This is a genomic window from Syntrophomonas sp. UBA5494, from assembly GCF_002426325.1.
Genome location: NZ_DIPG01000111.1, coordinates 54123 through 66777 on the forward strand (window position 1 = coordinate 54123; position 12655 = coordinate 66777).

The window sequence follows — 12655 nt, forward strand, 5'->3', positions numbered from 1 at the left end:
ACGGCTCCGCTCATGGGGATGACCCAGTTATCAAACTCGATATTTCTGACGCCGTCCACTTGAACAGCATCTTTGCTGTTGTACTCTCCGTTCAAAAAGGGAATTAAAGTGACATTCAAGTAATCGCGGGGGTAATAGAAAGAAATATCTACTTTGCAGGTGGGTTCGGGAATGGATACCAAAAATTTGTTTTTACTTTTTAATTGGGGCATGACAAAATATATCTCGACCTGCGCTTCGGTCAAATTCAAGTGAACAGTCTCAAATACCAACTCAATTCCGTTCTCCCCGATTTCAACACTCACGATCTGTGCTGCGGTTTTGTTTATCAAGACTTTTAGCGCCAGCTGGTTCTTTACAAAATCTAATTTTTCCCCATCCGTGAGAGCTAGCAATCTCGTCAGGTCTTGGTTCTTTATCTGCAAGTTCTCTCTAAAAAGATAAGTATCGGCTTTGAGTTTTTCATCGAGATCGGCATCTTGCACAAAAAAGCCCAGTTTAAAAACACTCTGGAATGTTTTATTGCTCGACAGCACCTTAGTATACGAGATTCTTTCAGTGACAGCATAGTAATCATCGCAAGAGAAAAGCCAGTTCTTGCCGCGATATTCATCCAAACTAATAAAATACTTAAAATTTCTCCTAATATTAAACTCAAAATCTATGTACGGCTTGATGATATTGTAGACAACTTCGCCTTTTTCCTTGTTGAGAATCGAGTTCAGAGAGGCGAAGACAAAATCCTTTTTGGATTCATCGCTGAAACGATCGATAACATCGGTATTGCTCATCATGGTCTCAGCGATTTTTTCCGATATTTCTTCGGATACATACAGCTTAGTAAAATATTCGTAAGCAAAGTTGAAGATAATAAGCGGGGGGAGTATACCGATAAGATTCTCGGCCACTGTCTCCATTATCGCCAAAAACTCAAAATCTCCCGAGCGGGAGCCCAGAATGTATTCAACCGCCAGACAAAGCAGCCAGAGCAATACGGTAACGATAACCAGCATAACCGTGACGTACTTCATGGACTTTCTATTCTTGCCCAACCGATTATTTTTCATTTAAATGAACATCAACTTTCTTGATAGTGTTTCTTGCAGCTTTTTGTTACACACACTTTCAGAGAGCGTAATCAATATGAATTATTCGCAGCTGCCGATTCCTCCGTAAATGGCATTGCAGCTATTATAAAACGCCCAAACCGGGTCACCGTAATCAAAGTGCCACCATTCAAAAGGGTAATTTACGAAACCGCATTCGCTCATGACATTATATAATAAACGGCGGTTTCTGGTAATGGTCGCATCACTATTATTTATCTCAAAATAGCATGTATGCGCTTTATCCATAAAGGCATCAAATTCGGTACCCATATCGACATACCGGCCTTGATCAACAATCGTCAAGTCGATGGCTCCGCCCGTAGCATGTAAAAAGGGTTTCATAGGGTCCCGGCTGGGAAAAGTAACATACTGGCGGGTTATTTTACGGATTTCCTCCAGGGATTTACCGGCAGATTTCAATTCCAGATTCTCCTGTAAAAAACTGTTGTACAAACTCATTTGGACATCGAAGGGCCGCCAGGCATCGAAAATCTTGAATTTGTAACCGTGCGGCAATAATTTGGATGCCTTCAATAGTTTTTGGGCAACCTGTTCCCGGGCATAGAGTGTATTTATCGAGCCTTGAATCCCTTTATTATAATACACCGGTTCAAATATGAAATCCTCCCCATAGTCTGACAAGCATACCAGCGGTTCGCCGTTCTCTTCAACTTCTATAGCATCGAGAACGGGGGGTTGTTTTAACGGTATTGGTTTATGATAATCCATAGCTCACCTTCATTTCCCCGTTTTTATCGAGGAAAGCACTCTCTTAAAAATGACTTTTCCAGCTTCAAGTATGACGGAGGGATACATTTTAATTCTAAAATTTTCTTGCAGCCGATCGGGGCTCAATCATCCCCTATATGAAACTACCACGGGATTATACTAAAGCGCAAGTCAAGAACAGTTCCCGCTTGCTCTTCTTTGGTTCCTCAGGAATAACAAAATATCAATTCCCACCAAAACTCCATCTAAAGCATATAAATATACAACTATATCGAAGTTGTATAATATTTTGTGCAAGATCCCGGCAATATACCCTGTAAAAACAATGAACAGAAATATCAGGCTCTTTCCTTCATTAGAACCGGATTTATAGGATTTATAAATCGAAAATGGCCACGCAAATCCAAAACATATTAGCATAATAATTTCAAAGATGCTCATACATGACTCCTTTAAATAAAATCAGGCCAGCATAGTATTCCATTTTCAACACCTCTACAATTAGAATCAAATTCACCTGAATATTCGCGATTCAAAACTATTATTCCTGCGCAAGCCGGGAACGCTTCTGCCTTGTGCCTCGGCAGAAAGCAAATCAAGAATTTGTGCGCGCGGGTCAGCCAAAGTCGATACTTTCCCGCCGGCCGTGAATCACCCGTTTGAATAATGCGCATAATGGGAATATGGAGGTGTTATGACGTGCATTTGTCCTTGCGCCGCAACCTGGGCTATTTAGACCGTATCATCAGGCTTGTTGCCGGTTTGGTTCTGCTCTACCTGGTTATTTTTAATCCCCTGGTTATGAGCGGCTGGGTAAGCATTGTACTCGGTATTCTAGGTGTGGCTATGATTATCGAAGGTTTGCTGGCCTACTGAGTGATTTACGATTTGCTGGGTTGGTCAACCTACAAAGCCCCCACTCATGGCGCCTGAGACACAGGCGGCTCTCCCGGGAGAAAGCAAGAACCGTTCCACTTGGGTTAGGAGGTTATACCATGAAAATAGGGATTCTTTCCGATACTCATATAACCGAGCTTGCGGACGACTGGTTGGCTCTGGTGAGGAATGCTTTTCACGAAGTCGAAGTGATTATTCATACCGGCGATTTCGTAAGCTTTGAGACCTACGAATTTATGAAGAGTTATAAGAAGCTGTACAGTGTGTGGGGAAATTGCGATGAAATCAGGATCAGACGCGCCACCAGGGAAAAACAGGTGATTACTCTGTCAGGATATAGAATCGGGATTTTCCACGGTCACGGGCACGACAAAACCACCCTGGAAAGGGCTTATGATCAATTCGCAGATGATAATGTGGACCTGATAATTTTCGGGCACAGTCATCAGCCTCTGGTACAGACCAAAAGGGGCATTTTGATGATAAATCCCGGCTCAATGACTAATAAGCGCCGTGAAAAATGGCTGTCTTACATTATAATGGAGCTGCTCCCCGGCCGAATCCAAGTGGGGTTGAATTACTTTTAGCCTTGGCAGGGCGTTTCGCGCCATCGATATCGCCTATTCTACAACTTCTCTGAGCTTTATGATATTTCCCGGCAGAGCCTCAAACAAATCCGGATAATGGGTGCATCTGGCGCGCAGCTGGTTGTATTCCGCCTTGGCGCCGTTCTTTTTTAGATACAACCCGCGCTGGTATACTTCTTCGGCCAGTTCAGCGGCATGCATCTGTTTCCCCTCGGTTTCCGACAGAACCAGCTTCATAGCTTCCTGCAGCGTGTACTTGGGGGTTTCGCTGCTCCCTGTATTGACGCTTTCGCCGGCGCTTTCGGCGGTTTTGCCTTTGCGGGCTTTCCGGCTCCCGGGGGCTTTGCTTTTGCAACCGCGTTTTCCGGCAGTTTTGCCTTCGCTGCTGGCGACTGTTATGTTTCCAAGGGCTTCCCCATCGGCCGCATATTTGACTATCAAATATACCGGCTGGTTGTTTTTCAGCAGAACTACGGTATTGTTCTTGTCAACCAACTGAAAAACCGAATCTACATCGTTCTTGATTTTTTCAAAAGGTATCAGGCTCTCAATTTTAATATCCAACATTATCACCTCGCAATTATAGTAACACAATGTTTGATATTTAACAGTATATTTGTATGCGAATTAAAAAATGATTTTTTTGAAACAAAAATGCCAAATGGGGACGGTCCTTTTTGTCGCTTAAAAAAGTATCACTCCATCCCGCAATTCCTTGCTTCTTGATTAAACCTGGTGCCGATTGACAGGTTCATCCTGCCCTGGAGAAAACATGAGAGCCTTAGGAGAATTGCGGGGCAGGGGGATTTTAATTCGAAATAGATTCTCCCGGATTTGCTCGTACATAACCTCACCCTATCGTTGATATTAAAATCCCCCAAACAATTAGGGGGTAGCTTTCTTCCGTTGAACTATACCTTCAGCGGATTTCAGTAAATCGTGGACAAAGTTAGCGCCTCTGGATAACAGTATCCCGGTTAGTATTTGGCCGATAAGTGGATGAAAAAAGTTTATGCCAACCAGTAAAAACATATCCAAACCCGCTCCTACAGCAATAAGCAATCCGACTACCAGCGCTCCCACACGATCCACTGACACTTTGCCTTTTTGCCAGACCATTTTTCCGGTTTCCCAGACCGCCTCAGACAACATTGCGGCTATAACAATAGCCCCAACCGAATACATAATATTCTCCTCCTCTGCTAATACCGGCTTATCAGATCCCGCGCCACTTAACTTCCTAATTATGCCTCTAATATAATACGCAGCGGCACTCCGTTTTGGCCCGCCCTCGATCTATTCGGCAGCGTATCTCGGATCAAACAGGATTGACATCAGAAAGCCATAAAGCATAATGCAAATTTAAAGGGGCAGTTGACTACGCCGGCCAACTGCCCCTAAAAACTACCGCCTTACTCTATATCGATTTGGACTTTACGCCAATTTAGGCATACCCTCATTAAACGGGACGCATCCTTCAGTCATCTCAGGTGACTCTCACACTTCTGCATATTAACCCTGGGGCTCAAACGAACTGGAATAGTTATTTCGCGTTCTGATCCAGTAACCCGCCGCCTCAGTCCTATTGGTAACATTTAGTTTCTTGAATATGGTGCTGATATAGTTGCGAACCGTTTTTTCGGAGATACCCAGGGCTTCAGCAATCTCACAATTCGACTTGCCCTGGCTCAATATCTGCAATATATTTTTTTCTCTCGAGCTCAGATTAAGGTCCTGTGAAGGCAATTCGATATCCGGAATGGCAATGTTGTTGAAAACGCCCTCGGTTACGGAAGTATCTAAGACGCAATCGCCCTCATAAACCTTAATGATATTCTCTATTAATTCCTGACTCTTGATATTTTTCAACAAATAACCATCCGCGCCTGCTCTGATTGTTTCAATGACTAAATGATTTTGCGAAAAAGCCGTTAAGATAATAATCTTGATTTGAGGGAAGCGCCTCTTAATGGTTAAACACCCATTGACCCCGTCCCCGTCAGGCAGCCGAAAGTCAAGCAGCACAACATCCGGGCACGTTTTTTGTATCGAATCAAGGGCTTCCTGAAGACCATTGGCCTCCCCACATACCATAATTCGCTCATCCAGTTCCAAAATCAGCTTTAATCCATCCCTGACGATATCGTGATCATCTACTATCAATACTTTAATATAATCGCTCATATCAGTGCTTCCTCACAGGGTATTTTAAGTTCGATCCGAGTACCTTTAAGCAGGCTTTCGATTTTGAAAAATCCATTGACTCTTTGGGCTCTTTCCTTCATGGAACGGATGCCAAACTGTTGCTCCAGCTTTATGTCCTGAGAGATCCCTATCCCGTTATCAGTGATAGTTATATAAATAAAATCAGGGGTACCCTCCAATAAGACCTCAGCATGATCGGCTTGAGAATGCTTGATAACATTGGTGATAGCTTCCTGAACAATATAATAAATCTGCGTGGTCTTCTCTGCTAATAAATCACCCACTGTATAAGGGGAAAGCTTACACTTCAGCACAATCTCTACACTTTGAGTTTCATTGTATTTACGCACCAACTGTTCCAGGCTGTCTTTTAATCTATCCAGTTCAATTTCATCTAAAGCATCGGCAGATATAAATTCCCTGATCTTATTTATAGTTGCCGTTATATTCACTTTTACTTCTTCTAGAATATTTATTGCCGAAGCTTTGTCTTCTTTGTATCTGGATAGATACTCAATTTTCAATCCTATGGCATACAATTGCTGAATAATGCCGTCGTGTATTTCAAGTCCCAGTTTTCTTCTTTCTTCAGAGGCTATTCTGAGTTTTTCCAATTGAAACAGCCTTTCCTCTTGTTCCCAGCTAAAAGTATCGATTACTTTGATCAATGAATAATTGATGATAAATCCGACGATTGCCTTAAAAGATAAGGTGATTAGGATGAAGTATTCTGGAAATATCTCGTTATTGATAATATTGGCCGGGAAAAAAGCCGCTTTGGATACCAGCAATCCTTCTACAAAACCGTAAGCGATGAAGATCCAGGACAAATTCTTGTACCTTTTCGCTATTTCAGCGGATTTGGTTTTCTTTATCAACCGGGCATTCGCATACAGAGCTGCGGCAGCTATGGCGCAACTCGGAACTGACATCAAATAACGTATGCTAATAATCTTGAAATGATCATTCGACAAATGATAGTCCACACCATAGTGAGAAGTTAACAAGTAGAAACCAAATAAATACAGCAGAAAACCAAGCAAAGGTATTCTCAGCAAAATATTCTTGTACTTTTCTCGAATAGCTAATAAGTCCAGCCCGAAGTATAAAAGGAATGTAAAGGATAAGGCTTTGAGCATCAGGTTAACATAATAAACTTGAATATACAGATGGGGATGACATAACTCAAGTTTGATGATCATGGTGATCCATTCACTCATGCCATGGATAATTCCAAAATAGCCCAAATACTTAATGGATCTTATTAACGAGAAGTTCATTATCTTGGAATCTTTTTGCATGATGGCGAAAGTCCCCATCATGACCATAGAAAACCCATAGATTAGATATAATAAGAATTCAATGATAGTCATATGAGCAGTCCATTCCCTTTTTCAATAATGTAAAGCGTCAATATCAACAAAGTGATACTTAAGGCGGCGATCCCCTCGTGTCTGGTCATTTTGAGTTCATACTCGAACAGGTCCTGGGCGCTGACTTTTTCGACCATCCTTTCTAACTCATCCAGCTTTTGGAACGAATCGACCAGCGACGAAACGATGATTTGCGATATCCCGTTTAATTTTGACTTCAGATTGCGCCGGCTTCCTCCGATCACGGAGCGGCCCTGCTCTACAAATCCTGTCTTTAACTTTTCCCCGGTCCCCTTCAATTCCATGACGATGCACATGACTACTTTTAAGTAATCCTGAACCGGCAGCTTGATCAACTTAAAAGGGAAAAGCAATTTATCCAATAAGCCCAAGACTGTTTCAATGGGGGTGGTATGGAAATAAAGGATGCTTGCATACCAGATAATGAACAATCTGAATAACCTGGAGAAGACCTCTTGAGACCCTTGATGAATGATAAATGCTTCGTTTTTAGTCAAATAATAAAGGGATATATTCATCAATATCCCGAATAAATAAGGGATCAACACGATAATACAATACGACCCGGCGCTGAGTAATAAGGTGCGATATCGAATTCTTGATACCAGGGTAACCATCAATAGATAAACCAGAAATATTTCATAACTGGCCTGCTTTTCAAAATAAAACGGCAGCGTTGCTATGCCAATCGCCAGAAGGGCTTTAATAAACCCATCCAAGTCTATGAAAGTACTGTGATTTTTCTTATTCATGGCGGTTAGTCCTTGAGCTTTTCCCTTTTTCAAGGGATGCAACGTTCTGTTCAATGTATTATTCATCGAGGTTTATCCTTTAGTTATCTAAGATTCTGACGATGGTTCTGCTAGGCATGCAGACGGCCTGGTCTCCGGGTTTGGTTAATGTCCCTGTTTTTACACAGATTTTATCCGGGCACTCGGCTTCCAAGAACTTTATGGAGCCTTTTTCCGCTACAATGGTTACCTGGATGCCATCCTCAAGTTTAAAATACCGGGGTTCTTCCAGCGTATCTAAGTCTAACTCCGCTATTCTATTGCCATCTCTGCTTATCACCGCTGTGCGCCCGTCGATCTCTTCGCCTTGGGCAGCCTCACCCTTAAGGTAGAATCCCGCCAGTGAAAGCATGATGATAAACCCTATCAAGTATAAAAACAGATCGCCTCTTTTAAACCTTTTCATGTTTTCCATATTTCGCTTCCCCGTTCGATGTTATTGCTGGTAAACGTATCCGCTGCCCTCACCAAGGAACTCAAAACTTTCTTTTAGCCCTTCTGTAACATAGATCTTTTTGTCGATTGTAATAAACACAGCTTCAACGCCTCCATACTGCCGGATCAGCTCCCTGCCCTTTTCAAGGCCTAAAATATAGACGGCAGTATCCAGAGCATCAGCATCCAGCGAAGATTCAGTGATCAAGGTTACACTCATCAAATCAGATTCGGCCGGATATCCGGTTTTGGGATCCAGAATATGATGATAACGCCGTCCATTTTCCATAAAATAACGTTGATCATCTCCAGCTGTAACAACCGCTTTATCCGTTACTTTAACGATTCCAATATCTTTCCCACTCGGATTTCCTGCCGGCCTGGGATCACGGATCCCGACTTTCCATGGGGCGCCGTCTGGCTTGTTACCAAGTGTTACAACATTTCCGCCCAAATTGATAAAAGCGGAAGTAATGCCCTGTCTCCTGTAGACCTCAATAACCGCGTCCCCTGCATATCCCTTGGCAATGCCTCCGAGATCGATCATCTGCCCTTTATTTTTGATAGTGACCACATTATTATCAATGTCGATATCTTCGTAATTGACCAAAGGCAGCAATCTGTTCAGTTCTTCTTGTGACGGGATGCGCTGTGCATCTGTTCCTATTTGCCAGGTTTTTACCAGGGGGCCTACTGTGATATCGAAGGCCCCATGACTCATTTCAGATATCTCTTGCGCTTTATTGATGATTTTTACTGTCGCCGGATCCAGTTCAATGCCCATAATCCCCGCATTTTGATTAAGCCTGTAGGTATCCCCCTGAGTGTCATTAAATGTCAGCAGTTTATCCAGATCCTCGATCTTCGTTGTAGCCTCGTCAACCGCAGTCGGTCCATTTGCCCCAAATACTTTTTGAGATATGACTGTTCCCATGGCAAAAGAATCCGCCACAAATGCTTTGTTCGCCATCTCATCGCGCTTGTTGGCAGCAACAGCAGTTAATAGCCATGCCGCCGCGACTATGACCAAAACTAACCCTATCAGTTTCAATAGATGTCTTCGCAGAGCCACTTTTATCCCTTTCTGCTGTGAAACGTTAGCTGCCCGCTTTCTTTAAACAAACAGGCAGCTTAAATTCTCTTTTATATACCCTTTATTAAACAGGATAAATACGACTAAAATAGTAATGTTTCTAGAGCCATTTTAAGCTTTGGGACAGCCCAGGACAAGCGGAAGAAAATGATGATATTGGAAAGATCAAGCCGTGAAAACAATGTATTTACTCTTTTTACGTTTACAGGACAGGAAGCAAGCCTCTGCAAGCCTGGCGGATGCAAAAAGCCCTGTTCGGGACAAATGTACTTATTGCCGGGACATAAATCAGGATTTAAAATATCCTCCTCAGGTGTGAAACTCATTATGTACTATTCAATAAAATCAAGTGGGAGGATTTTGTATGTCAAAGATGAAGATCGTTGCCGTAGTCGTTGCTTTAGTGGCAATCGTGGTATTTATTGCCGGATTCATATTCCAGCCCAAAGAATTAACGGTCTCCAATGGATCAGGACAGACCTCGGTTTTCCGTGTCGGGCCTGGCAAAGATGCTGCCGGGGGGCAAATTTACTCTATTTCTACTGTTACTGCGGACGCTACGTTTGACAAGGAAGGCAAAATAATCAGCGTACATTTTGATGCATTGGAAGTCCTCTCTCCCAACGATTCAGAACATGAAGGCGCACCTCGTTTTTCAGGCTGGCCTGGACAAGCCGGTTATCTGACCGCCCCCGCCAGTACCGCTGAAATAGCTGCCAAAGAAGTAAGTGAATGGCAAACCAAGCTCGAACGCGGCGATGCTGCTTATGGCATGAATATATCGGAACAATATGCGGTATATGAAGAGTTTTTTAAAGGCAAAACAGTCGCTGAAGTTGAGGCGTGGTTTGCTAAGAATACTTCCGATAAAAACGGCCGTCCCTTGAAAGCAAATTCAACCGACCCTGACGAGCAGGCGAAGTATTCCCAGCTCACCGATGAAGAAAAACAGGTTCTGGCAGATGTAACCTCCGGCGCAAGTGTCAGCCTCAAAGATGCCCACGGCGATTTCATCGGAGCGCTGAAAAAGGCTTATGATAGCCGGGCAGAGGTAAAGATTCCGGTTAAATAATCCGTAACAGCTGCGTCTACAGGTACAACTAAAGTGACAATCAAAAGAGGGTGTTCCATAGATAATTCACTTTATAATTTGGGATGCCCTCATTTTCAAAAGCTGGATTTTAAGTCTGTCACTTTTAGAAAGCGGGTCATGATGAGCAAAAATCGGAGATATGCAGTCATCATCATATTGGTTACCAATGCAATATTAGTATCCTTGCTGGAATCGATCATTCCAGTGCCAGTACCCGTTCCGGGAGTAAAACTCGGCTTGGCAAATATTATTACCTTAGTGGCTCTTGTCTTTCTGCCTTTGACAGATGTGCTATTGATAGTGATCATCCGCTGTTTTGTGGTGGCGTTATTGACCAGAGGCGTAATGATGCTGGCTTTTAGCCTAAGCGGGGGCATCCTGAGCGCCTTGATCATGCTGCTGATTTATAAAAGATTCTCGCAGTATTTCAGTATCAAAGGGATCAGTGTCCTGGGGGCATTCATTCATAATACCGCCCAGATCATCGTGGCCTCTTTGTTGCTGGGTCAGTTTATCGTATTTTATTATCTCCCCATCCTTCTCGTATCTGCTTTGATTACCGGTGCTATCACCGGAAGAATCGGAGAAATTGCCATAAGTGAATTAAGGAAGAAGGGGATTTTTACCACTGTGCCAACTCACGGGGGAAGGAGACTAAAATGGACAAATCAAATGAGTTAAAAATCAGCCGCCGCAGTGTCATAAAAATGGGAGCATTATTCGCCGGCACCCTGGCTGTCGGTGTTTTACCGGGACAGTTAGCACAAGCGGATCCCAATATACCCAAGTACCCTGATCAATTGGGGTTCATGCATGATCAGCAAAAATGTATCGGCTGCCGGAAATGTGCCACCGCCTGCAAGACTACTAACAAATGGGAAGACGGCGTAAAATGGCGTCGGGTTATCAGCAGCGGCAGACCGGAGGTTTATCTTTCTATCAGCTGTAATCATTGTGAAAAACCGGTATGTGTTTCGGTATGTCCGGTCAAGGCCTACAAAAAGCGGGATAAAGACGGGATCGTTGTGCATGACAAAGAAATCTGTGTAGGGTGTAAATACTGCCTGTATGCTTGCCCTTACCATGCTCCTCAATTGAGTGAAGAAACCGGCAGAATCACCAAATGCCATTTTTGCTATGAACGCCAGGCAAAAGGCCTAAAACCTGCCTGCGTGGAGGCTTGCCCTACCCAAGCCTTAACTTTCGGCAGACTGGTTGATTTACAAAAGACCGAGGGGGGCGTGGCGCAGATTCAATGGCTGCCTGCTCCTGAACTGACCAAACCCTCGCTGGTGGTCATTCCGAAGTAACAATAGCTAGGAGGTATCAAAATCATGGAAATGCACTGGAATTGGCTGGTGGTGACATACTTGTTTTTGGGCGGCCTGGGGGCGGGTGCTTATCTGACTTCATTTGCCGCCGAACTGGGCTGGCTGGGGAATAATTCCGGGCTTAAAAGAATGGGCTATTACATTGCGGGACCGATAGTGGGCCTCGGCACATTATTGCTGGTGTTTGATTTGGGGCAGGGTTTTTATAAACCCTGGCTGCTGGTCAGGCTGGTTACTAATTTCAGTTCGGTCATGACCTGGGGCACCATCGTTCTGGCCGTCTTTATTTTAGTGGGCCTCTTGAAAGGGTATCTCACCTATAAAAATGAAGCGGTTCCCGGTGCGGTCACATGGGCTGGGGCCATACTGGCGGTGGCGACAGGGGGCTATACCGGATTTCTGATTTCCGTGATAGAGGCCATCCCCTTCTGGAGTTCAGGAATAATACCGGTCATCTTTTTTGTATCTGCCCTATCCACCGGGCTATCGATCACCGTGCTGCTGGCGCATATTTTTGAAAAAGAAGCGTCTGATAAAGGCCGGGAGGATCTGACCCATATCTTTCTCATCCTGGCAGAGTTAGGCGCTGTGGCCGTTTTTATGTGGGTGATGAATTCGGGCGGAAATGGATTGATCGCCAAGAAATCTGCTGCACTGGTCATCTCCGGTAAATATGCGCTCCAATTTTGGGGTATATTCATTGGGCTGGGGCTGTTGTTCCCCCTGGCAGTCTATACTGTTCAACATCTGGCTTCGAAAGCCGCCAAGCCAACGGTTAAAGATACTTCAGCGGCCGCTGAAATGACGGCAGGAGGGCAAAAACAACACCATTCCTACCTTACCATCATTGCCGATTCTTCAGTTCTTGTGGGGGGATTCGCACTGCGCGCATTGATTATTTTTGCGGCGTTGCCGATATGGGATGGAATAATGATTCCTTAAAGCAGGCACGGGGAAGGTTCTTTTTCCTGTTTTAAAAAAGAACCTTCCC

Annotated in this window: 15 protein-coding genes; 6 read left to right on the plus strand and 9 right to left on the minus strand. The window is 43.9% G+C overall.

What is annotated here, in order from left to right; translation table 11 throughout:
- Both B3W37_RS12520 and B3W37_RS12525 read right to left on the minus strand, forming a co-directional pair.
- The coding region (locus B3W37_RS12520; protein WP_483176017.1) for a hypothetical protein at window positions 1-1067 on the minus strand (1067 nt) is incomplete at its 3' end.
- A gap of 81 nt (window positions 1068-1148) precedes the next feature.
- Window positions 1149-1838, minus strand: coding sequence for a M15 family metallopeptidase (locus B3W37_RS12525; RefSeq protein ID WP_483168636.1), 690 nt, complete (start codon window positions 1836-1838; stop codon window positions 1149-1151).
- 699 nt (window positions 1839-2537) lie between these two features.
- Between B3W37_RS12525 and B3W37_RS12530 the strand changes: the two genes are divergently transcribed.
- Together B3W37_RS12530 and B3W37_RS12535 are read left to right on the plus strand one after the other, a co-directional pair.
- Window positions 2538-2714, plus strand: a complete 177-nt coding sequence (locus tag B3W37_RS12530; protein ID WP_481038344.1) for a YgaP family membrane protein — start codon at window positions 2538-2540, stop codon at window positions 2712-2714.
- A 119-nt stretch (window positions 2715-2833) separates the two neighbouring features.
- Window positions 2834-3322 (plus strand): YfcE family phosphodiesterase, encoded by a 489-nt coding sequence (locus tag B3W37_RS12535; protein WP_483168637.1) that lies wholly within the window; start codon window positions 2834-2836, stop codon window positions 3320-3322.
- Between the two features lie 33 nt (window positions 3323-3355).
- On the opposite strand, the gene B3W37_RS12540 is transcribed toward B3W37_RS12535, so the two are convergent.
- The 7 genes from B3W37_RS12540 to B3W37_RS12570 all read right to left on the minus strand — a co-directional run bounded on the left by B3W37_RS12540 (window position 3356) and on the right by B3W37_RS12570 (window position 9198).
- Window positions 3356-3889, minus strand: a complete 534-nt coding sequence (locus tag B3W37_RS12540) for a hypothetical protein (protein ID WP_483176018.1) — start codon at window positions 3887-3889, stop codon at window positions 3356-3358.
- 318 nt (window positions 3890-4207) lie between these two features.
- Window positions 4208-4507: a hypothetical protein gene (locus tag B3W37_RS12545; protein WP_483168639.1), complete on the minus strand. Its 300-nt coding sequence runs from the start codon at window positions 4505-4507 to the stop codon at window positions 4208-4210.
- 327 nt (window positions 4508-4834) lie between these two features.
- Window positions 4835-5506 carry a response regulator transcription factor gene (locus B3W37_RS12550; RefSeq protein WP_481038340.1) on the minus strand — a complete coding sequence of 224 codons (672 nt, stop codon included), beginning with the start codon at window positions 5504-5506 and terminating at the stop codon, window positions 4835-4837.
- Entirely contained in the window at window positions 5503-6900 is a 1398-nt protein-coding gene (locus tag B3W37_RS12555; RefSeq protein ID WP_483176019.1) for a sensor histidine kinase, read from the minus strand. The genes B3W37_RS12550 and B3W37_RS12555 overlap by 4 nt, the downstream gene beginning before the upstream one ends.
- Window positions 6897-7739: an energy-coupling factor transporter transmembrane component T family protein gene (locus tag B3W37_RS12560; RefSeq protein WP_483176020.1), complete on the minus strand. Its 843-nt coding sequence runs from the start codon at window positions 7737-7739 to the stop codon at window positions 6897-6899. Before B3W37_RS12560 ends, B3W37_RS12555 begins: the two co-directional genes overlap by 4 nt.
- Window positions 7740-7752: 13 nt before the next feature.
- Complete coding sequence (locus B3W37_RS12565) at window positions 7753-8118, minus strand: NusG domain II-containing protein (RefSeq protein ID WP_483176021.1); 366 nt, start codon at window positions 8116-8118, stop codon at window positions 7753-7755.
- 30 nt (window positions 8119-8148) lie between these two features.
- A complete protein-coding gene (locus tag B3W37_RS12570; RefSeq protein WP_483176022.1) occupies window positions 8149-9198 on the minus strand; it encodes an FAD:protein FMN transferase in 1050 nt (349 codons plus the stop codon).
- Between the two features lie 406 nt (window positions 9199-9604).
- Between B3W37_RS12570 and B3W37_RS12575 the strand changes: the two genes are divergently transcribed.
- The 4 genes from B3W37_RS12575 (at window position 9605) to nrfD (ending at window position 12606) form a co-directional block, all read left to right on the plus strand.
- The gene (locus tag B3W37_RS12575; RefSeq protein ID WP_483176023.1) at window positions 9605-10312 is read left to right on the plus strand and encodes an FMN-binding protein; all 708 of its coding nucleotides are present in this window, start codon (window positions 9605-9607) and stop codon (window positions 10310-10312) included.
- 141 nt (window positions 10313-10453) lie between these two features.
- Complete coding sequence (locus B3W37_RS12580; protein ID WP_483168644.1) at window positions 10454-11014, plus strand: Gx transporter family protein; 561 nt, start codon at window positions 10454-10456, stop codon at window positions 11012-11014.
- Window positions 10993-11643, plus strand: a complete 651-nt coding sequence (locus B3W37_RS12585; RefSeq protein WP_483168645.1) for a 4Fe-4S dicluster domain-containing protein — start codon at window positions 10993-10995, stop codon at window positions 11641-11643. The genes B3W37_RS12580 and B3W37_RS12585 overlap by 22 nt, the downstream gene beginning before the upstream one ends.
- A 24-nt stretch (window positions 11644-11667) precedes the next feature.
- Window positions 11668-12606 carry an NrfD/PsrC family molybdoenzyme membrane anchor subunit gene (nrfD, locus tag B3W37_RS12590; RefSeq protein ID WP_483168646.1) on the plus strand — a complete coding sequence of 313 codons (939 nt, stop codon included), beginning with the start codon at window positions 11668-11670 and terminating at the stop codon, window positions 12604-12606.
- The last annotated feature ends 49 nt before the right edge of the window (window positions 12607-12655 follow it).

Excerpts from the sequence above, each read along its gene's own strand:
- B3W37_RS12560 (WP_483176020.1), bottom strand. The coding sequence starts at position 7,739 with ATGAATAATACATTGAACAGAACGTTGCATCCCTTGAAAAAGGGAAAA.
- B3W37_RS12565 (WP_483176021.1), bottom strand. The coding sequence starts at position 8,118 with ATGAAAAGGTTTAAAAGAGGCGATCTGTTTTTATACTTGATAGGGTTT.
- B3W37_RS12540 (WP_483176018.1), bottom strand. The coding sequence starts at position 3,889 with ATGTTGGATATTAAAATTGAGAGCCTGATACCTTTTGAAAAAATCAAG.
- B3W37_RS12525 (WP_483168636.1), bottom strand. The coding sequence starts at position 1,838 with ATGGATTATCATAAACCAATACCGTTAAAACAACCCCCCGTTCTCGAT.
- B3W37_RS12535 (WP_483168637.1), top strand. The coding sequence starts at position 2,834 with ATGAAAATAGGGATTCTTTCCGATACTCATATAACCGAGCTTGCGGAC.
- B3W37_RS12550 (WP_481038340.1), bottom strand. The coding sequence starts at position 5,506 with ATGAGCGATTATATTAAAGTATTGATAGTAGATGATCACGATATCGTC.
- B3W37_RS12555 (WP_483176019.1), bottom strand. The coding sequence starts at position 6,900 with ATGACTATCATTGAATTCTTATTATATCTAATCTATGGGTTTTCTATG.
- B3W37_RS12585 (WP_483168645.1), top strand. The coding sequence starts at position 10,993 with ATGGACAAATCAAATGAGTTAAAAATCAGCCGCCGCAGTGTCATAAAA.
- nrfD (WP_483168646.1), top strand. The coding sequence starts at position 11,668 with ATGGAAATGCACTGGAATTGGCTGGTGGTGACATACTTGTTTTTGGGC.
- B3W37_RS12580 (WP_483168644.1), top strand. The coding sequence starts at position 10,454 with ATGAGCAAAAATCGGAGATATGCAGTCATCATCATATTGGTTACCAAT.
- B3W37_RS12545 (WP_483168639.1), bottom strand. The coding sequence starts at position 4,507 with ATGTATTCGGTTGGGGCTATTGTTATAGCCGCAATGTTGTCTGAGGCG.
- B3W37_RS12575 (WP_483176023.1), top strand. The coding sequence starts at position 9,605 with ATGTCAAAGATGAAGATCGTTGCCGTAGTCGTTGCTTTAGTGGCAATC.